Origin of the sequence: Pseudomonas sp. TH08 (assembly GCF_016651275.1) — a bacterium.
GTDB lineage: Bacteria > Pseudomonadota > Gammaproteobacteria > Pseudomonadales > Pseudomonadaceae > Aquipseudomonas.
The window spans coordinates 622,322-641,711 of sequence record NZ_JAEKEE010000003.1 but is presented as its reverse complement, the minus strand read 5'-3'; the positions used below and the strand labels follow the sequence as shown (position 1 = coordinate 641,711).

Below are 19,390 nucleotides of genomic sequence, written 5' to 3'. Positions count from 1 at the left end.
GAAAAGGCCTGTAAAAAGAGGGGTTTCCGGCGAACGGTTATAGTTTTTTCTCAGATATGAAAAACCCCGCACAGGGCGGGGTTTTTGTATTGCCGAAAATACGCTTCAGACGTGCAGGGTTTCTGCCGCGTAGAGAGTGTTTTCCAGCAGGCAGGCGCGGGTCATCGGACCAACACCGCCGGGCACTGGCGTAATCCAGCCAGCGCGGGGCAGGGCGGTTTCGTAGACAACGTCACCGACCAGTTTGCCGTCGTCCTGACGGTTGATGCCGACGTCGATGACGATTGCGCCTTCCTTGATCCATTCGCCCTTGACCAGGCCCGGCTTGCCGGCAGCCACGACCACCAGGTCGGCACGGCCAACATGGCCGGCGAGATCCTTGGTGAAGCGGTGGGTTACGGTCACGGTGCAACCGGCCAGCAGCAGTTCCATCGCCATCGGACGACCAACGATGTTGGAGGCGCCGACGACCACTGCGTCCAGTCCATAAAGGTCGACGCCGGTGCTTTCCAGCAACGCCATGATGCCTTTCGGGGTGCATGGACGTAGCAGCGGGATGCGCTGGGCCAGACGACCGACGTTATAAGGATGGAAGCCGTCGACGTCTTTGTCCGGGCGAATGCGCTCCAGCAGCTTGGACGCGTCCAGGTGTTCCGGCAGCGGCAGTTGCAGGAGGATGCCGTCGATCGCAGGGTCATCGTTGAGGCGATCGATCAGATCGGTCAGCGCGTCTTGTGTGGTTTCAGAGGGCAGGTCGTAGGCTTGAGAGAGGAAGCCAACCTCTTCACAGTCTTTACGCTTGTGCGAGACATAAACCTGAGAGGCAGGATCGCTGCCGACCAGGATCACCGCGAGGCCGGGAGTGCGCAGGCCTTGCTGGCGACGCTCGGCAACTCGTTTAGCGATCTGCTGGCGCAGGCTGGCGGCGATCGATTTGCCGTCGATTAGTTGTGCAGTCATTGCGCGTGATTAACCATCGAGAGGGGAAAAAATGAGAACGCATTCTCGCATGTCAGGCGGTGAGGGCAAAGGCGCTTGGTCAGCAAATTCCCCTAACCCCTTTAATTAAATGAATTTTTTTCAAAAAAGATTTGACGACCTTGGGAGCCCTCTATACTATTCGTCGCACTTGTCGGGCACAGCCTAGCACTGGTTAAGAAGGTGATGCGGAATCAACGTTCTGCGAAGGCTGGAAGCACTTAGTTTGTAGTCCTTTAAGAGTACAGATTAATAAGGCGCCCGTAGCTCAGCTGGATAGAGCATCCGCCTTCTAAGCGGATGGTCGCAGGTTCGAGTCCTGCCGGGTGCGCCATTAGGCAGCTTTGGCACAAGTAACGCGATATGGTGGGCGTAGCTCAGTTGGTAGAGCACGGGATTGTGACTCCCGTTGTCGTGGGTTCGATCCCCATCGTCCACCCCATATTTCGAAAAGCGCCAGATTTAACGGTCTGGCGCTTTTGTTTTAAAGCTTCATCTGCGGATGTGGTGGAATTGGTAGACACACTGGATTTAGGTTCCAGCGCCGCGAGGCGTAAGAGTTCGAGTCTCTTCATCCGCACCAATTAAAGCTTCATTCATGCCTTCGGGCTGGTGAAGTTCAACAAAGAAGTTGTTTGGCTTTTTTGTTACGCAATATGGTGGGCGTAGCTCAGTTGGTAGAGCACGGGATTGTGACTCCCGTTGTCGTGGGTTCGATCCCCATCGTCCACCCCATATTTCGAAAGGCGCCAGATTTAACAGTCTGGCGCCTTTTTTGTTTTAGCGGTTTCAAAAGTCGGCGTCGCCTTCTTTGGGTCGCAGGGGCAGGGCGCTTCGTCGTATTTATGTTGCTCGATGATGCCGTGCTGCCCGCCGGGCTTGCTTGCAAGTCCGGCCGTCAGGGAGTGATTGGCAGTCCCTTCAATATATAGAAGAGGTTGGCGCAGAGCCCTGGCGTGATTGGTTGTATTCGCCTGTGGGGCGCGCTGCAATCGTGCATCGGTCCCTATAAATTGCCTGCTGTTTTTTTACCCGTTTTCAGTAGGGTGACTTCTTGAGTTTGACCCACTAGAATGCATGCCCTTGATTCTGGGGTCGGAAACGGCCGGCTAACGTCTGTGCAACGAGGAATATCCATGCAAGTTTCTGTTGAAAATACTACTGCTCTTGAGCGCCGCATGAGCGTCACCGTGCCGGCTGAGCGCATTGAGAGCCAGGTCAACAAGCGTCTGCAGCAGACCGCCCAAAAGGCCAAGATTGCTGGCTTCCGTCCAGGCAAAGTGCCAATGAGCGAAATCAAGCGCCGTTTCGGTGCTGACGCTCGTCAGGAAGCTGTAGGCGACGTGATCCAGTCCTCCTTCTACGAAGCTGTGGTTGAGCAGAAGCTGAACCCGGCGGGTTCGCCTTCGATCGAGCCTAAGTCGCTCGAAGCTGGCAAAGACCTGGAATACGTTGCTGTATTCGAAGTGTTCCCTGAGTTCACCGTTGCCGGTTTCGAAGGCATCACCGTTGAGCGCCTGAGCGCTGACGTGGCTGACGCTGATCTGGACAAAATGCTCGACATCCTGCGCAAGCAGAACACCCGTTTTGAAGTGACCGATCGCGCCGCTCAGAACGAAGACCAACTGAACATCGATTTCGTTGGCAAGGTTGATGGCGAAGTGTTCGCTGGCGGTTCCGCCAAGGGTACTCAGCTGGTGCTGGGTTCCGGCCGCATGATCCCTGGCTTTGAAGAAGGCCTGGTCGGCGCCAAGGCTGGCGAAGAACGCGTTCTGAACCTGACCTTCCCAGAGGACTATCAGAACCTGGACCTGGCTGGCAAAACCGCCGAGTTCACCGTGACCGTCAACACTGTTTCCGAGCCTAAGCTGCCTGAGCTGAACGAAGAGTTCTTCGCTCAATTCGGCATCAAGGAAAGCGGCATCGACGGTTTTCGCACCGAAGTTCGCAAGAACATGGAGCGTGAACTGCGTCAGGCGATCAAATCCAAGGTCAAGAATCAGGTAATGGACGGTCTGCTGGCCACCAACCCGATCGAAGTGCCTAAGGCTCTGCTGTCCAACGAAGTTGACCGTCTGCGCGTGCAGGCTGTTCAGCAGTTCGGCGGCAACATCAAGCCTGACCAACTGCCGGCCGAGCTGTTCGAAGAGCAAGCCAAACGCCGTGTTGTGCTGGGTCTGATCGTGGCTGAAGTGGTCAAGCAGTTCGACCTGAAGCCTGACGAAGCTCGCGTTCGCGAAATGATTCAGGAAATGGCTTCGGCTTACCAGGAGCCTGAGCAGGTTGTGTCGTGGTACTACAAGAACGAGCAGCAACTGAACGAAGTTCGTTCGGTTGTGCTGGAAGAACAAGTTGTGGATACTGTTCTGCAGAAAGCTAGCGTGACCGACAAGTCGGTCTCTTACGAAGAAGCTGTCAAGCCGGTAGAAGCTCCAAAAGCCGACTGATTGTTTTTGCGTTAAGAAGTACACACATAAGCCAGCCTTCGAGCTGGCTTATGCGTATTCAAGACATAACTATTTGGGAGTGACTGCAGAGCATGTTCCGTAATTCGTATATTCAGCAGAACTCTGATATCCAGGCCGCAGGCGGCCTGGTCCCGATGGTTGTCGAGCAATCTGCTCGTGGCGAACGCGCCTATGACATCTACTCGCGCCTGCTCAAGGAGCGAGTGATCTTTCTGGTTGGTCCGGTAGAGGACTACATGGCCAACCTGATCTGTGCGCAACTGCTGTTCCTTGAAGCGGAAAACCCGGACAAGGACATCCATCTCTATATCAACTCCCCGGGCGGTTCGGTGACGGCTGGCATGTCGATCTACGACACCATGCAGTTCATCAAACCCAACGTATCGACCACTTGCATCGGCCAAGCCTGCAGCATGGGCGCGTTCCTGCTGACCGCAGGCGCTCCAGGCAAACGTTTCTGCCTGCCTAACTCGCGTGTGATGATTCACCAGCCACTGGGCGGTTTCCAGGGCCAGGCTTCGGATATCGAAATCCATGCCAAGGAAATCCTCTTCATCCGCGAGCGTCTGAACACGCTGATGGCCAAGCACAGCGGCCGCACTCTTGAAGAAATCGAGCGCGACACCAATCGCGACAACTTCATGAGCGCCGAAGCTGCGAAGGAATACGGCTTGATCGATGAAGTGATCAACCAGCGCCCCGCTTAAAATAAGCAGCTCAAAATAGGCTTGGTCGGCGAGTCTGTTCGCCAGCGGGCTTGAAAAAGCCCGCAATAGCCTTCATCTTGTGTTGCAAGCCTATCGGATTTGGATCGAACGAATGACTGACACCCGCAACGGCGAGGACAACGGCAAGCTGCTCTATTGCTCCTTCTGTGGCAAAAGCCAGCATGAAGTGCGCAAATTGATTGCCGGCCCCTCGGTCTTTATCTGCGACGAGTGCGTCGACCTGTGCAATGACATCATCCGCGAGGAGGTGCAGGAAGCCCAGGCCGAGAGCAGCGCGCATAAATTGCCTTCGCCTAAAGAAATCAGCGGCATCCTTGACCAGTACGTCATTGGTCAGGAGCGTGCGAAAAAGGTTCTGGCCGTAGCGGTGTACAACCACTACAAGCGCCTGAACCAGCGTGACAAAAAGGCTGACGACGTCGAACTCGGCAAGAGCAACATCCTGCTGATCGGCCCGACAGGCTCCGGTAAAACCCTGCTGGCCGAAACCCTGGCCCGCTTGCTGAACGTTCCGTTCACCATCGCCGACGCAACCACCCTCACCGAGGCCGGTTACGTAGGTGAAGATGTCGAGAACATCATTCAGAAGCTGCTGCAGAAGTGCGATTACGACGTCGAAAAAGCCCAGATGGGCATTGTCTACATCGACGAAATCGACAAGATTTCCCGCAAGTCCGATAACCCGTCGATCACCCGCGATGTTTCCGGTGAAGGCGTGCAACAGGCCTTGTTGAAGTTGATCGAAGGCACGGTCGCTTCGGTACCGCCGCAAGGTGGCCGCAAGCATCCGCAGCAGGAATTCCTGCAGGTCGACACCCGTAACATCCTGTTCATCTGTGGTGGTGCGTTCTCTGGTCTGGAAAAGGTTATTCAAAACCGTTCCACCAAGGGCGGTATAGGTTTCAACGCAGAAGTTCGCAGTAAGGAAGAAGGCAAGAAGGTCGGTGAATCCCTGCGTGAAGTCGAGCCTGACGATCTGGTCAAGTTCGGTCTGATCCCGGAGTTCGTGGGTCGTCTGCCAGTTCTTGCGACGCTGGACGAGCTCGACGAGGCTGCGCTGATGCAGATCCTCACCGAGCCGAAAAATGCTCTGACCAAACAGTATGCCAAGCTGTTCGAGATGGAAGGCGTCGATCTGGAATTCCGCACCGACGCACTGAAATCGGTCGCCAAGCGTGCCCTGGAACGTAAAACCGGTGCCCGTGGCCTGCGCTCGATTCTCGAAGGTGTACTGCTCGACACGATGTATGAAATCCCCTCGCAGTCCGAGGTGAGCAAGGTCGTGATCGACGAAAGCGTGATCGAAGGCAAGTCCAAGCCACTGTATATCTATGAGAACAGTGAGCCGACAGCCAAGGCAGCGCCGGACGCGTAAGCGTTCACTCTGTCGCAACAAAGAAGGGGCCTTCGGGCCTCTTTTTTTTTATGTCGTTTTTTACATCCGCTTTGCGCTTGTTTTTTTCCAGAGCAGCCCCCATCTTGGTTTCAAGCTCAATTCCATCTGATTACGGCCTTATGGCCGCCGTAGAGGCGAAATCATGAAGACAACCATCGAATTGCCTCTCCTGCCATTGCGTGATGTCGTGGTTTATCCGCACATGGTTATCCCGCTGTTCGTGGGGCGCGAGAAATCCATCGAAGCCCTCGAGGCAGCGATGACGGGTGACAAGCAGATCCTCCTGCTGGCCCAGAGAAACCCGGCTGACGACGATCCCGGTGAAGATGCTCTCTATCGCGTAGGTACCATCGCCACTGTTCTACAGCTGCTCAAGCTGCCTGACGGCACCGTCAAGGTTCTGGTCGAAGGTGAGCAGCGCGGTACCGTTGAACGCTTCAGCGAAGTCGACGGCCATTGCCGTGCTGAAGTCTCGCTGATTGAAGAAGTCGACGCTGCCGAGCGCGAATCCGAAGTCTTCGTACGCACGCTGCTGTCGCAATTTGAACAATATGTGCAGTTGGGTAAAAAAGTCCCGGCTGAAGTCCTGTCTTCGCTCAACAGCATCGATGAGCCGGGTCGTCTGGTAGACACCATGGCCGCGCACATGGCGCTGAAAATCGAGCAGAAGCAGGAAATCCTCGAAATCATCGACCTGTCGGCCCGTGTCGAGCACGTCCTGGCGTTGCTGGATGCCGAGATCGACCTGCTGCAAGTCGAAAAACGCATTCGTGGCCGCGTTAAAAAGCAAATGGAGCGCAGTCAGCGCGAGTACTACCTGAATGAGCAGATGAAGGCTATTCAGAAAGAACTCGGTGACAGCGACGAAGGCCACAACGAAATCGAAGACCTGAAAAAGCGTATCGACGCTGCCGGTCTGCCGAAAGACGCGTTGGCCAAAGCCACTGCCGAGCTGAACAAGCTCAAGCAAATGTCGCCGATGTCTGCCGAGGCCACCGTGGTGCGCTCGTACATCGACTGGCTGGTGCAGGTGCCGTGGAAGGCTCAAAGCAAAGTACGCCTGGATCTGGCGCGTGCTGAAGACATTCTCGATGCCGATCACTACGGTCTCGAAGAGGTCAAGGAGCGCATCCTTGAATACCTCGCCGTGCAAAAGCGCGTGAAGAAGATTCGTGGCCCGGTGTTGTGCCTGGTGGGTCCTCCGGGCGTGGGTAAAACCTCGCTGGCGGAGTCGATTGCCCACGCCACTAACCGTAAATTTGTGCGTATGGCCCTCGGCGGCGTGCGTGACGAAGCGGAAATTCGCGGTCATCGGCGGACTTACATCGGTTCGATGCCGGGAAGATTGATTCAAAAGATGACAAAGGTGGGTGTACGCAACCCGCTGTTCCTGCTCGATGAAATCGACAAAATGGGCAGCGACATGCGTGGCGACCCGGCGTCGGCGTTGCTGGAAGTGCTCGATCCAGAGCAGAACCACAACTTCAACGATCATTATCTGGAAGTCGATTACGATCTTTCGGATGTGATGTTCCTGTGCACTTCGAACTCGATGAACATTCCTCCGGCGCTGCTTGACCGGATGGAAGTGATCCGTCTGCCGGGCTACACCGAAGACGAAAAGATCAACATCGCCGTCAAATACCTCTCGCCAAAACAGATTGCCGCAAACGGCTTGAAGAAGGGCGAGCTGGAATTCGACGAAGAAGCGATCCGCGATATCATCCGTTATTACACCCGTGAAGCCGGTGTGCGCGGCCTCGAACGTCAGATCGCCAAGGTCTGCCGCAAGGCTGTGAAAGAGCACGCTATGGAAAAACGCTTCTCGGTGAAAGTGACAGCTGATGCGCTGGAGCACTTCCTCGGCGTGCGTAAATTCCGCTACGGTCTGGCCGAACAGCAAGACCAGATCGGCCAGGTCACCGGCCTCGCCTGGACTCAGGTGGGCGGCGAATTGCTGACCATTGAAGCCGCTGTCGTGCCGGGTAAAGGCCAACTGATCAAGACCGGTTCGCTGGGTGATGTAATGGTCGAATCGATCACTGCAGCCCTGACCGTGGTGCGCAGCCGCGCGAAAAGCCTGGGCATTCCTGTGGACTTCCACGAGAAGCGCGACACGCACATCCACATGCCGGAAGGTGCCACGCCGAAGGATGGTCCGAGTGCCGGTGTAGGCATGTGCACTGCGTTGGTGTCGGCATTGACTGGCATTCCCGTGCGTGCCGATGTCGCCATGACCGGCGAAATCACCCTGCGTGGCCAAGTGCTGGCTATTGGTGGTCTGAAGGAAAAACTGCTCGCGGCTCACCGCGGCGGAATCAAGATTGTGATTATTCCGGAAGAAAACGTGCGTGATCTCAAGGAGATTCCGGACAACATCAAGCAGGATCTGCAGATTAAACCGGTTAAATGGATTGACGAGGTCCTGCAAATTGCGCTGCAATACGCGCCGGAGCCCTTGCCGGATGTGGCTCCGGAGATAGTTGCCAAGGATGAAAAACGTGAGTCTGATGCTAAGGAAAGAATTAGCACGCATTAGTATGCTTTTGCCTGGGTGGCTTCCTTGACAGCTTTTTAGAGCCCTTGTTATAAAGCGGCTCTTAAGTGTCTGTAGGCCATTCAGCACTCGTTTTTGCTTTCACCAAAAAACTTAGAATCATCTCAAAATAGATATAAGGGGACTTAGAGTGAACAAGTCGGAACTGATTGATGCTATCGCTGCATCCGCTGATATCCCGAAAGCTGCTGCTGGCCGTGCGCTGGACGCTGTAATCGAATCCGTCACTGGCGCTCTCAAGGCTGGCGACTCCGTTGTTCTGGTTGGTTTCGGTACTTTCTCCGTGACTGATCGTCCAGCTCGCGTAGGTCGTAACCCACAGACCGGCAAGACGCTGCAAATCGCTGCTGCTAAAAAACCAGGCTTCAAAGCCGGTAAAGCACTGAAAGAAGCGGTTAACTAAGTTCGTTACAAGTTTTTACCCATCCGGGTCGGGGTCATCCCTGACTTGGCAGCGGAGCGGTAGAGCAGGTCGCTGAAACAGGCGCCTGTAACGCCGGGATCGAGGGTTCGAGCCCTGTCCGCTCCGCCAGTTACGAGAAGGCGCATCCTCGGATGCGCCTTTCTTCTATCCGGATTCTACCCACGCTCCACGGTTGCCAAATTTTGAAGTTCAACCGTTTCTGGGGGACGCATGCTGCAGAATATCAGGGACAATTCACAAGGCTGGATTGCCAAGACCATTATCGGGGCCATCATTTTGTTGATGGCTTTGACCGGTTTCGACGCCATTTTCAAGGCCACGACGCACTCTAACGACGCGGCAAAGGTCAATGGTGAAGAAATCAGCCAGAACGAGCTGAGCCAGGCCGTTGATATGCAACGCCGTCAGCTGATGCAACAGCTGGGCAAAGACTTCGACGCTTCGTTGCTCGACGAAAAAATGCTTCGCGAATCGGCTCTCAAGGGCCTGATCGATCGCAAACTGCTGCTGCAAGGCGCGGAACAATCGAAGTTCGCTTTCTCCGAAGCGGCTCTGGATCAAGTGATCCTGCAAACGCCTGAATTCCAGGTGGACGGCAAGTTCAGTTCTGATCGTTTCGACCAGGTCATTCGTTCGCTGGGTTACAGCCGTATGCAATTCCGCCAGATGCTGGCTCAGGAAATGCTGATCGGCCAACTGCGCGCCGGTATCGGTGGCAGCGGTTTCGTCACCGACGCCGAAGTGCTGGCATTCGCCCGTCTGGAAAAACAGACCCGCGATTTCGCCACTCTGAACATCAAGGCTGATCCAGCCGCGGTCAAGCTGACCGACGATGAGGTCAAGGCTTACTACGACGAGCACGCCAAAGAGTTCATGACCCCGGATCAAGTGGTCATCGATTATCTGGAACTGAAGAAGGCTTCGTTCTTCGATCAGGTCGCCGTCAAGGACGAAGACCTGCAAGCGGCGTATCAGAAAGAGATCGCCAACCTGTCGGAACAGCGTCGTGCGGCGCACATTCTGATCGAAGTGAACGACAAGACCACCGACGCTCAGGCCAAGGCGAAGATCGAAGAAGTCCAGGCGCGTCTGGCCAAGGGCGAGAAGTTCGAAGCGCTGGCCAAAGAGTTCTCGCAGGATCCGGGTTCGGCCAACAATGGCGGCGACCTCGGTTTTGCAGGTCCTGGCGTTTATGATCCAGCCTTCGAAAAAGCCCTGTACTCGTTGGCTAAAGATCAGGTTTCCGAGCCGGTTCGTACCGACTTCGGTTACCACCTGATCAAGCTGCTGGGTGTTGAAGCGCCGGAAGTGCCGACCCTGGCCAGCCTGAAAGACAAGCTGACCCGCGAGCTGAAAGCCGCGCAGGTCGAGCAGCGTTTCGTCGAGGCGACCAAGCAACTGGAAGACTCCGCGTTCGAAGCGTCCGATCTGGCTCAGCCAGCTGCGGATCTGAAGCTGACTGTGCACACCTCCAAGCCATTCGGTCGTGAAGGTGGCGAAGGTGTTGCGGCTAACCGTGCCGTGGTCACTGCTGCATTCAGTACCGAAGTGATTGATGAGGGTGCCAACAGCACTGCCATCGAGCTGGATCCGGAAACCGTGATCGTGCTGCGCGCCAAGGAACACCTGAAGCCTGCGCAACTGCCTCTGCAAAGCGTGAGCGCGGCGATTCGCACTCAACTGACCAAAGAGCACGCGAGTGCTGCTGCCAAGACCAAGGCCGAGAAGCTGATCGCTGATCTGCGCGATGGCAAGGCTGCGCTGGACAAAGCTGTTGACGGTCAGAACTGGAAAACCACCGAAGCGGCCACCCGTGGTCAGGAAGGTGTTGATCCAGCGGTACTGCAGGCGCTGTTCCGCATGCCTAAGCCGGCCGCCAAGGACAAGCCGACGTTCAGCAATGTGACCCTGCCGGACGGCAGCCTGATGATCGTGCGCCTGAACGGCGTTAACGAAGCGGCTGCACCGACTGAGGAAGAGAAGGCTCAGTACCGTCGCTTCCTGGCATCGCGTGAAGGTCAGCAAGACTTCGCGGCGTATCGCAAGCAGTTGGAGGCTCAGGCAGAGATCAAGAAGTTCTGATGTTTGACTGAGGTTTGATAAGGGAGCCCTGGCCGATTGGTCGGGGCTTTTTTTATTGAGGCGGTTGATTGTTGGTGGATCCGTTGCTGCGGTAACGGCTTCTTAGGGTTTCGCCCTGACGGCGAGTCACCTTTTCCAAACGCCGAAAAGGTAACCGAAAAGGCTATACCCTGACGTTCGGCCCTCGCTGGGGCTCGGGTTCCTTCGCTCCGGGATTGATCCGGGCGCATCGCCTCCGGTTTGCTGCGCTGCACCTCCTCTCGATGCATTCGACTTCGTCGAACGGTCGCTGCGCTCCCACCCCGGATCAATCCCTCCACTCAGCCTGCCGACGGGCCTTCTAGATCAAGAGCGGTACTCGAGCTAACGCTCATTGTGTTGAGTGGGGCGGCATGCGCCGCGTTTTGGGGTGAACTCTTTTTTTGTGGTAGCGATGGCGGCTTGGCAGCCGACCTGTTTCTGCCGGTTGTACTCGACCCCTGTGGGAGCTGGCTTGCCAGCGATGGCGGCCTTACAGCCAACCAAGCTCTGGCAGGTGTACCCATTCCCTGTAGGAGTTGCCGCAGGCTGCGATCTTTTGACTTTGACGTTGTGAAGGTCAAAAGATCGCAGCCTGCGGCAGCTCCTACATAGGGCATCTCGCCATCGCCGGGTGATATCCGGTCAGGTATTGAGAGGTATTGCACCAATTAGGATTATCCCGCTCGTGGAAATCCATGGTGTCGGGCATTGATAGCCGCATATAAGGTCGTGAGCAGCAGCGCCGCAACTATCCATGGAAAGTGCCCGACCCCAACGCTGTCCAGCAGCAGGCCTCCTGCCAGTCCACCGCCGGCAATCCCGACATTCCACAGCGTGACGAGCATCGATTGCGCGGTATCAGCTGCGTCTTTTGCGGTTTTCGCTGATGCGGTTTGCAGCAGCGAAGGCATTGCGCCGAACGCCAGTCCCCAGACAGCGGTGGCGAAATAAATCACGCTGGGCGACTCACGCCATATGCCCAGCGCAATCGAGGCCAGCATGAACAGCACCGCACTGATCAGCACCAGTTCGCGCAGCCATCGATCGACCAGGTTGCCGACGATCCACAGGCTCAGCACCGAGGCCAGCCCGAACACCAATAGCACGCGGTCGACCTGCGCATCGAGCCCGGATGGTTGCAGGAACGGCGCGATGTAGGTGTACAACAAGTTGTGTGCGACGACATAGGAGAGGGTAACGAACAGCACCGATCGTACACCCGGCAGGGTAAATACCTGACGCAGTGGCAAGCGTTGTCCTTCGCGTTCACCAGCGAAATCGGGGACTTGCCAGCGCACCCAGACGACCAGCAACACCGTCAGTCCGGTCATGATCGCGAAGCTCAGCCGCCAACCAACCATGGTGCCGAGCAACGTGCCTGCCGGGATCCCCAGTGACAGCGCGATGGGCGCGCCCAGCATCGCCACGGTGATTGCGCGACCTTGCAGGTGCGGGGCGACCATGCGGCTCGCGTAGCCTGCCAATAGTGCCCAAAGCAGCCCGGCAAATACCCCCGCAATGAGGCGGGCAATCAGGGTCAGCCAATACAGTTCCGAGAGGGCCGTCACGCTGTTGGCGATGGCGAAGCCGCCGATGGCTGACAGCAGCAGGGGTCTGCGCCGCCAGCTGCGGGTGGCGATCGTTAGCGGAATGGCCGCAAGGATCGAGCCGATCGCATACAGCGTGACCAGTTGCCCGACCAAGGCCTGTGAGACATTCAAGCCACTGCTCATCTGCGGTAACAACCCGGCCGGCATGGCTTCGGTCATCACCGTGATAAATCCGGCGGTGGCCAGTGCAAGCAGGGCGCCGAGGGGTAACCGGTCGCGGGTTTCGGCCGGGTTTTGCAGTGGGTTACAGGTCAGTTGTGCATCGTTCATGAGCGAGCATCCGTGTGCCGTGTTGACGAAGCGCACAGGGTAGGGCGCTGCACGCGAACGAAAAACAGGTTATGGTTCCGAACATATCGGACACGGATGTCGTTAATGGAGGCAGGGTATGGATAGCCTGGGCAGTATTTCGGTGTTCGTTCAGGTCGCCGACACGCGCAGTTTCACCGAGGCCGGTCGCCTGCAAGGCGTTTCATCTTCGGCGGTGGGCAAGAGCATTGCGCGGCTGGAGGCTCGGCTCGGGGTACGCTTGTTTCAACGCACCACTCGCAGCGTCACGCTGACCAGCGAGGGCGCGCTGTTTCTGGAGCGCTGTCGCAAGATCCTCGCGGAGGTCGAGGCGGCTGAATTCGAGTTGTGTGATGCCGCCTCGCAACCCCACGGTAAATTGCGTATCAGCCTGCCACAGGTGCATGGCCTGGTGATGCCGGTCATGACCGAGTTCATGGCGCTGTACCCGCAGATAGAGTTGGATCTCGACCTGACAGACCGCATGGTCGACGTGGTCGAAGAGGGGTTCGATGCGGTGATTCGCACCGGCAAGCCGCGGGATTCGCGATTGATGGCGCGGCCATTGGGCGAGTTTCATATGGTACTCGTGGCCAGCCCCGTCTATCTGCAGCAGCGTGGCACGCCGCAGAGTCCTGCGGATCTCGCCGATCACGCTTGCTTGCGGCATACCTTTCACGCCACTGGCAAGCTCGAGCCATGGCCGTTCAGGCGTGAGGAGGGCGGCATTGAGCCGATGTTGCCGACGAGGCTGGTCAGTTCGTCCATCGAGGCGGTTAGCCACGCAGCGCTGGCCGGTATGGGCATTGCCTGTCTGCCTGATTTCATGACCCATGAGGACGTCGCCCAGGGTCGCTTGCAGCGGGTGCTCGATAGCCATCTGGAGCATGTCGGGCGGTTCTGGGTACTTTGGCCGTCAAGTCGACACGCCACGGCAAAATTGCGGGTTTTCATCGATCATTTATCGGCGCGACTTTTTCCCGCCACTGAAGGTCGATAGAGTTGTAAGCGTTTCAAGACACTAATCCATACGCCGCGGGGTCGTGATCTGTTGCACAATACGCCCCGGACTGTTTTCCCTCAGGATGTTTAATGTTGATTTCCATTCCCTTGCGTGTTGTCGGGTTGGCGTTGTTGGTGGCGGCTGTGGCCGGCTGTTCGAAGGACAAGCCGATGTATGAGCATGAGAACTTCGATGACTCGGGTACGTTCTCGCGCAATTACCCTGTGAGCGACGCTGTCAGTTGCGAAGCGGCGCGTCGTGCGTTGCTGAGTCAGGGCTACATCATTACCAGCAGCGATCCGAAGCTGATCAGCGGCCACAAGAGCTTTCAGCAGACCGGCGATACGCACATGGAGATCAGCTTCAATGTGGTCTGCGCCGAAGACAGCAGTGGCAAGCACCACGCGACGATGTTCGCCAATGCTCTGCAGGATCGTTACGCACTGAAGAAGACCAACAACTCTGCCAGCCTCGGCGTCGGCGTGTTGGGCTCGGTGTCGATGCCGATCGGCTCCTCGGACGATTCGATGGTCAAGGTTGCCAGCGAAACCGTGTCCTCGCAGAAATTCTATGAACGTTTCTTCACCCTGGTCGAGCTTTTCCTGCCGGCCGATGCGAAGAAAGCGGCGCATATCGAAGAGAAGCCGAAGACTGATCTGGGTGTGCCTGAGCCCAAAGCTGCTCCGACGCCTCTGGCTCCAGCGGCAGAACCTGCTCCCGCACCGGCAAGCCCGGCTGTGACCGCACCAGCGCCCGCCGAGACCGCCCCGGTGAGTTCGGAGCCGGTGGTTCCGCCGGCAGAGACGGCGCCGATCACCCCGGCGCCAGTCGCTGAACCAGCTCCTGCCGCGGAGACCATCACTCCGCCGGCCAACCCGGACATCCCACCGCCGTCCGAGCCGATCCCGGCGATGCCCGGTCACTAATCCCGGCTTGAACCTGGAGCTGCCAAAGGCTGCGATCTTTTTGATCCTGATCTCAAGCAAGATCAACGGATCGCAGCGTGCCGCAGCTCCTACGCGAGTATTTCGTTACATTCTCCGGACAAAAGTCCCGCGATAAATTCCTGACCGTCTGCTACGTTTTATTGATGAAGGCCGTGTTTCATTTTTCCTTCATACGGGCACTTTATGCTCGGGGCACGGGTCGATTGATCAGGCCATTTTTCAGCGAGCAGTACGGGGGATTACACGATGGACGATTACCAAGAAGAACTGCTCGAGTACCAGGCCTTTGAACTGGATCCGCCAGAGCCTGCGGAAGACGCTACCGAGCTGTAAGGGTTTGCTTGCCGCTTGTGGCTGTGGGCTTGCAGTTGCTCTTATGCCGTTTTGCGATGGCTGCGGCGGAATTCGCCAGGGGTCTGGCCGCTCCAGCGTTTGAACGCGCGTTGGAACGCTTCGGCTGAGGCAAAACCCAGCAGGTAGGCGATCTCGCCGAACGCCAGTTCAGTGTCGCGGATGTAGGTCATGGCCAGATCGCGGCGGGTGTCATTGAGGATCGCGCGATATTGTGTGCCTTCCTCAGCCAGTTTTCGCCGCAATGTCCAGGTCGGCAGCTTCAGGCGCGCCGCCACTTCTTCCAGGTCGGGTTCGCGCCCACCATTCAATAACGGCCCCAGCAATTGCGTGATGCGCTCGCGCAGGCTGCGGGTGCGTGTCAGTTGTTCGAGCTCGCGTTCACACAATTGCAGCAGGTGCCGCCAAGTGCTCGGGCAATGTTCGCGATTGCGCTGGGCGAGGCTGTTGAGGCTCAGGCGCAGTTGATTACGCTCGGCGCCGAACTGGATCGGGCCGTCACCCAGGGCACTGTAAGCGTCACGGTAATCCGGTTCGTCGAATTCGATTTCGATGCGCTCGGCCCGCAGCGATTCGCCACTGACACTCGACAGTTGATGCAGCCAGCCGGCGATGATCGAATCCACCACAAAGCGGTTATAGGCGTTGTACGGGCTGATCGAGTAGAAGCGCAGCCAGGCGCCGTTGGCGTCTTCGTGAAAACTCGACTGGCCGCGATAGTTGGAGCCGTACAACGGTTCGAAGCGGATCAGGCAACGCGCGGCCTCGCGCACTGTGGGGGCTTGCGCGGCGGTGACCCCGGCCAGCCCGGCCTGGCTCAGCCGACTGAGCTGGCCCATGCGTAAGCCCAGCGCGGGGTCGTCGGTCAATTGAATGGCCGCGTGCCCCAGGCGCATGTAACGCGGAATCGACAACCGCGCGCCGGCCTCGGCCAAGCGTGCAGCGTCCAGCCCATATTGCTCAAGCAACGGCTGCGGGTCGGCGTCATGGCTGCGCACCGCATCGGCGAGGCTGTGTACGAAACCCACCGACAAATCCCCGAGACGCATCGGTAGCGGCTTCATCACTTACAACCAGATATTCAGTAAACGCGCGCCACGGGCGTCGCCATCGGCAAACTGCCGGCCGTTGCTGCTGAGGAAACTCTGCCCAGAACTCAGCTTGTCCCAGAACTGCCCGCGCAAGAACACGCTGACACCGGCAATCGCCCGACTGCTCGGCGGTTGCGCGGTCAAAGTCAGACGATGCCAGGCCTGGCCTTCGCTGACTTCGCCGGGCTTGAGGCTGACCGAGCCCGGTGTGCTCGAACCTTTATAGCCGCCCCACGGCTGATCCCACACGTTATGACCGACGACGAACGCCGGTACGGCGACCAGTTGCGCGCCTTGTTCGTCGAGTTTGCGGTAATTGTCGGGGTACCAGCTGTCGCTGCCGATAAGGATGCCGAGGCGCCCGGCAGGCGTATCGACCACGTTGATCGCGTGTTTATCTTCGGCTTCCAGTACATCGCGCTGATCGAAGATCGGATGCATCTGCCGCTGTGGTTGACCCAGCGGTAGGCCATCACGACCAAACACCACGCTGCTGTTGAACAGTGCGCCGCTGCCGGGTTTGAGCTGGCCGTCGCGAATGCTCGGCTCGGGCAAGACGATGGAGCCTGCGACCAGCGTCACATGAAACTCCTTGGCCAGGCCGCCGAACAGTGCCTGGTAATCCTTGGCCATCGCCTTGGACTTCATTCGCAGATGCGCATCATCGAGACGACTGTTGCCTTTGGCGCTGAGCCAGGCGCGGGCGAACAGCAGCGGATTGCTCGCCGCCAGCCAGTTCATCGCTTCGGCGAGTGTCGGCGCTTGATACAGCTCGTCTTTCTCGCCGCTGATCATCAGCCAGGTGCCGACATGTTCCGGCAGCACGACCACGGTTTTGTCATTCAACAAACCCTGATCCTGCGCTTGCTGCAAATAAGCCGCGAGTTTGCGGTGCAGGCGCTCAGGGCTTTGATAGTCGGTGGGAAACAGTTCGGGCTGGATGCCCAGCAGATTGCCACGGTCGGCGGGGGTGCCCTCATCGACCGCGAGTTTGATACGCAGGTCCGACAGGTAATGTCCCGCCGGCCGGTCTGCTGCCCACATGGCGTAGGTGGTCAGGGCGGCGACAATGGCCATGGAAAAAAACAGGTACAAAAGTTTGCGCATGAAAACCAACAACAGCCGGGTACAGGGTGTGGCGACTAGGGTAGGGCCCATGGCCGTGCTTGCCAAGGGGCGCTGCGCATTTGGATCAATAAGTTGTCAGTTACGGTCATTGAGTGACAGCGGTGCGACTCTTAGTCTGTCGAACATGACTGACGGGGGACAAAGAGCTCCCGCACTTTTTCCGTGATCGCTCGTTGTGGAGTTACCGATGACCGCCGCTCATTACCCGCACCTGTTGGCCCCGCTGGACCTGGGATTCACCACGCTGCGCAACCGCACCCTGATGGGCTCGATGCACACTGGCCTGGAAGAAAAACCGGGCGGTTTTGAACGTATGGCGGCGTACTTCGCCGAACGTGCGCGCGGCGGTGTCGGCCTGATGGTCACCGGCGGTATCGGCCCGAACGACGAGGGCGGCGTGTACTCCGGCGCGGCCAAGCTGACCACCGAAGAAGAAGCGCTCAAACACCGCATCGTCACCCGCGCGGTGCACGACGCGGGCGGCAAGATTTGCATGCAGATCCTTCATGCCGGGCGTTATGCCTACAGCCCGAAGCAGGTGGCACCGAGCGCGATTCAGGCGCCGATCAACCCGTTCAAGCCCAAAGAGCTGGACGAAGAGGGCATCGAGAAGCAGATCAGTGATTTCGTGACTTGCTCGGTACTGGCGCAGTCCGCCGAGTACGACGGCGTCGAGATCATGGGCTCAGAAGGTTATTTCATTAACCAGTTCCTCGCCGCGCACACCAACCACCGTACCGACCGCTGGGGTGGCAGCTACGAAAACCGTATGCGCCTGCCGGTGGAAATCGTCCGCCGCGTGCGTGAAGCGGTCGGCCCGAACTTCATCATCATCTTCCGCCTGTCGATGCTCGACCTGGTTGAGGGCGGCAGCACCTGGGATGAGATCGTTACCCTGGCCAAAGCCATCGAGCAGGCTGGCGCAACCATCATCAATACCGGCATTGGCTGGCACGAAGCGCGGATTCCGACCATCGCCACCAAAGTACCGCGCGCGGCGTTCAGCAAGGTCACGGCCAAGCTGCGTGGTTCGGTGAGCATCCCGTTGATCACCACCAACCGCATCAACACGCCGGAAATCGCCGAGCAGATTCTTGCTGAAGGCGATGCCGACATGGTCTCGATGGCGCGGCCGTTCCTCGCCGACCCGGACTTCGTCAACAAAGCGGCTGAAGGTCGCGCCGACGAAATAAACACCTGCATCGGTTGCAACCAGGCCTGCCTGGATCACACTTTCGGTGGCAAGCTCACCAGTTGCCTGGTCAACCCGCGCGCCTGTCACGAGACCGAACTCAACTACCTGCCGGTCAAGCAGATCAAGAAAATCGCCGTGGTCGGTGCCGGCCCTGCCGGGTTGTCCGCTGCGACCGTGGCCGCCGAGCGTGGCCATCAGGTGACGTTGTTCGATTCGGCCAGCGAAATCGGTGGCCAGTTCAACATCGCCAAGCGTGTGCCGGGCAAGGAAGAGTTTTTCGAGACCCTGCGTTACTTCAAGCGCAAGTTGCAGACGACGAATGTCGAGGTGTGCCTGAACACTCGTGTCGACGTGGCGAAACTGGTGGAGGGCGGTTACGACGAAATCATCCTCGCCACCGGTATTGCGCCGCGTGTACCGGCAATTCCGGGCGTCGAGAACGCCAAGGTGTTGAGCTACCTGGACGTGATTCTGGAGCGCAAACCGGTGGGCAAGCGTGTTGCGGTGATTGGTGCTGGCGGTATCGGTTTCGACGTGTCGGAGTTCCTCGTGCATGAAGGCGTGGCCACCAGTCAGGATCGCGCCGCGTTCTGGAAAGAATGGGGCATCGATACGCAACTGGAAGCACGCGGTGGCGTGGCCGGGATCAAAGCGGCGCCGCATGCACCGGCGCGTGAAGTGTTCCTGTTGCAGCGCAAGAAAACCAAGGTCGGCGACGGTCTGGGCAAGACCACTGGCTGGATTCACCGTACCGGTTTGAAGAACAAGCAAGTGCAAATGCTCAACAGCGTTGAGTACCTGAGCATCGATGATGAAGGTTTGCACATCCGCATCGGCGAAACCGGCGAGCCGCAGCTGTTGGCGGTGGACAACATCGTGATTTGCGCGGGGCAGGATCCGCTGCGTGAACTGCACGATGGGCTGGTTGCGGCCGGGCAGAACGTGCATCTGATCGGCGGCGCGGATGTCGCGGCCGAGCTGGATGCCAAACGCGCGATCAACCAAGGCTCGCGTCTGGCAGCCGAACTTTGATTTCGCAGGCCTAGCGTGCCAATGGCTATCGCGAGCAGGCTCACTCCTACAGGTGGACGCATTTCAAATGTAGGAGTGAGCCTGCTCGCGA

Annotated in this window: 13 protein-coding genes and 4 tRNA genes; 13 read left to right on the top strand and 4 right to left on the bottom strand. The window is 58.0% G+C overall.

Translation table 11 applies throughout. The annotated features are described in order from the left end of the window. Positions 1–105: 105 nt before the first annotated feature. Positions 106–960: a bifunctional methylenetetrahydrofolate dehydrogenase/methenyltetrahydrofolate cyclohydrolase FolD gene (folD, locus tag JFT91_RS16220; RefSeq protein WP_201233047.1), complete on the bottom strand. Its 855-nt coding sequence runs from the start codon at positions 958–960 to the stop codon at positions 106–108. 275 nt (positions 961–1,235) lie between these two features. Here folD and JFT91_RS16215 point away from each other — a divergent pair. The 10 genes from JFT91_RS16215 to JFT91_RS16170 all read left to right on the top strand — a co-directional run bounded on the left by JFT91_RS16215 (position 1,236) and on the right by JFT91_RS16170 (position 10,633). Next, positions 1,236–1,312 (top strand) — tRNA-Arg (locus JFT91_RS16215). 32 nt (positions 1,313–1,344) lie between these two features. Next, positions 1,345–1,420 (top strand) — tRNA-His (locus tag JFT91_RS16210). A gap of 56 nt (positions 1,421–1,476) precedes the next feature. Then, positions 1,477–1,561, top strand: a tRNA-Leu gene (locus tag JFT91_RS16205). A 76-nt stretch (positions 1,562–1,637) separates the two neighbouring features. Continuing rightward, a tRNA-His gene (locus tag JFT91_RS16200) sits at positions 1,638–1,713 on the top strand. Between the two features lie 401 nt (positions 1,714–2,114). Then, positions 2,115–3,425, top strand: a complete 1,311-nt coding sequence (gene tig, locus JFT91_RS16195) for a trigger factor (protein ID WP_201147097.1) — start codon at positions 2,115–2,117, stop codon at positions 3,423–3,425. Between the two features lie 92 nt (positions 3,426–3,517). After that, complete coding sequence (clpP, locus tag JFT91_RS16190; protein ID WP_007951559.1) at positions 3,518–4,153, top strand: ATP-dependent Clp endopeptidase proteolytic subunit ClpP; 636 nt, start codon at positions 3,518–3,520, stop codon at positions 4,151–4,153. Between the two features lie 112 nt (positions 4,154–4,265). Next, a complete protein-coding gene (gene clpX / locus JFT91_RS16185) occupies positions 4,266–5,549 on the top strand; it encodes an ATP-dependent Clp protease ATP-binding subunit ClpX (protein WP_003223632.1) in 1,284 nt (427 codons plus the stop codon). A 163-nt stretch (positions 5,550–5,712) separates the two neighbouring features. After that, positions 5,713–8,109, top strand: coding sequence for an endopeptidase La (lon, locus tag JFT91_RS16180; protein ID WP_201226445.1), 2,397 nt, complete (start codon positions 5,713–5,715; stop codon positions 8,107–8,109). 148 nt (positions 8,110–8,257) lie between these two features. Continuing rightward, entirely contained in the window at positions 8,258–8,530 is a 273-nt protein-coding gene (locus tag JFT91_RS16175; RefSeq protein WP_008077714.1) for an HU family DNA-binding protein, read from the top strand. A 231-nt stretch (positions 8,531–8,761) separates the two neighbouring features. Next, complete coding sequence (locus JFT91_RS16170) at positions 8,762–10,633, top strand: SurA N-terminal domain-containing protein (protein WP_201233046.1); 1,872 nt, start codon at positions 8,762–8,764, stop codon at positions 10,631–10,633. Positions 10,634–11,328: 695 nt separating this feature from the next. Here the strand turns inward: JFT91_RS16170 and JFT91_RS16165 are convergent. Further along, on the bottom strand, positions 11,329–12,534 hold the full coding sequence (locus JFT91_RS16165; protein ID WP_201233045.1) for an MFS transporter: 1,206 nt from the start codon (positions 12,532–12,534) through the stop codon (positions 11,329–11,331). A 118-nt stretch (positions 12,535–12,652) separates the two neighbouring features. Here JFT91_RS16165 and JFT91_RS16160 point away from each other — a divergent pair, with 118 nt between their 5' ends. Both JFT91_RS16160 and JFT91_RS16155 read left to right on the top strand, forming a co-directional pair. Continuing rightward, complete coding sequence (locus tag JFT91_RS16160) at positions 12,653–13,552, top strand: LysR family transcriptional regulator (protein ID WP_201226442.1); 900 nt, start codon at positions 12,653–12,655, stop codon at positions 13,550–13,552. 92 nt (positions 13,553–13,644) lie between these two features. Beyond that, entirely contained in the window at positions 13,645–14,481 is an 837-nt protein-coding gene (locus JFT91_RS16155) for a DUF2242 domain-containing protein (protein WP_201233044.1), read from the top strand. 395 nt (positions 14,482–14,876) lie between these two features. Here JFT91_RS16155 and JFT91_RS16150 read toward each other — a convergent pair whose 3' ends face one another. Both JFT91_RS16150 and JFT91_RS16145 read right to left on the bottom strand, forming a co-directional pair. Further along, positions 14,877–15,917: an AraC family transcriptional regulator gene (locus JFT91_RS16150; protein ID WP_201233042.1), complete on the bottom strand. Its 1,041-nt coding sequence runs from the start codon at positions 15,915–15,917 to the stop codon at positions 14,877–14,879. 3 nt (positions 15,918–15,920) lie between these two features. Then, a complete protein-coding gene (locus JFT91_RS16145; RefSeq protein ID WP_201233040.1) occupies positions 15,921–17,051 on the bottom strand; it encodes a carbon-nitrogen hydrolase family protein in 1,131 nt (376 codons plus the stop codon). Positions 17,052–17,259: 208 nt separating this feature from the next. Here JFT91_RS16145 and JFT91_RS16140 point away from each other — a divergent pair, with 208 nt between their 5' ends. Next, positions 17,260–19,299, top strand: coding sequence for an NADPH-dependent 2,4-dienoyl-CoA reductase (locus tag JFT91_RS16140; RefSeq protein ID WP_201226438.1), 2,040 nt, complete (start codon positions 17,260–17,262; stop codon positions 19,297–19,299). Positions 19,300–19,390: the final 91 nt, after the last annotated feature.

Coding starts and splice junctions, on each gene's coding strand:
- folD (WP_201233047.1), bottom strand. CDS start 960: ATGACTGCACAACTAATCGACGGCAAATCGATCGCCGCCAGCCTGCGC.
- tig (WP_201147097.1), top strand. CDS start 2,115: ATGCAAGTTTCTGTTGAAAATACTACTGCTCTTGAGCGCCGCATGAGC.
- clpP (WP_007951559.1), top strand. CDS start 3,518: ATGTTCCGTAATTCGTATATTCAGCAGAACTCTGATATCCAGGCCGCA.
- clpX (WP_003223632.1), top strand. CDS start 4,266: ATGACTGACACCCGCAACGGCGAGGACAACGGCAAGCTGCTCTATTGC.
- lon (WP_201226445.1), top strand. CDS start 5,713: ATGAAGACAACCATCGAATTGCCTCTCCTGCCATTGCGTGATGTCGTG.
- JFT91_RS16170 (WP_201233046.1), top strand. CDS start 8,762: ATGCTGCAGAATATCAGGGACAATTCACAAGGCTGGATTGCCAAGACC.
- JFT91_RS16165 (WP_201233045.1), bottom strand. CDS start 12,534: ATGAACGATGCACAACTGACCTGTAACCCACTGCAAAACCCGGCCGAA.
- JFT91_RS16160 (WP_201226442.1), top strand. CDS start 12,653: ATGGATAGCCTGGGCAGTATTTCGGTGTTCGTTCAGGTCGCCGACACG.
- JFT91_RS16155 (WP_201233044.1), top strand. CDS start 13,645: ATGTTGATTTCCATTCCCTTGCGTGTTGTCGGGTTGGCGTTGTTGGTG.
- JFT91_RS16150 (WP_201233042.1), bottom strand. CDS start 15,917: ATGAAGCCGCTACCGATGCGTCTCGGGGATTTGTCGGTGGGTTTCGTA.
- JFT91_RS16145 (WP_201233040.1), bottom strand. CDS start 17,051: ATGCGCAAACTTTTGTACCTGTTTTTTTCCATGGCCATTGTCGCCGCC.
- JFT91_RS16140 (WP_201226438.1), top strand. CDS start 17,260: ATGACCGCCGCTCATTACCCGCACCTGTTGGCCCCGCTGGACCTGGGA.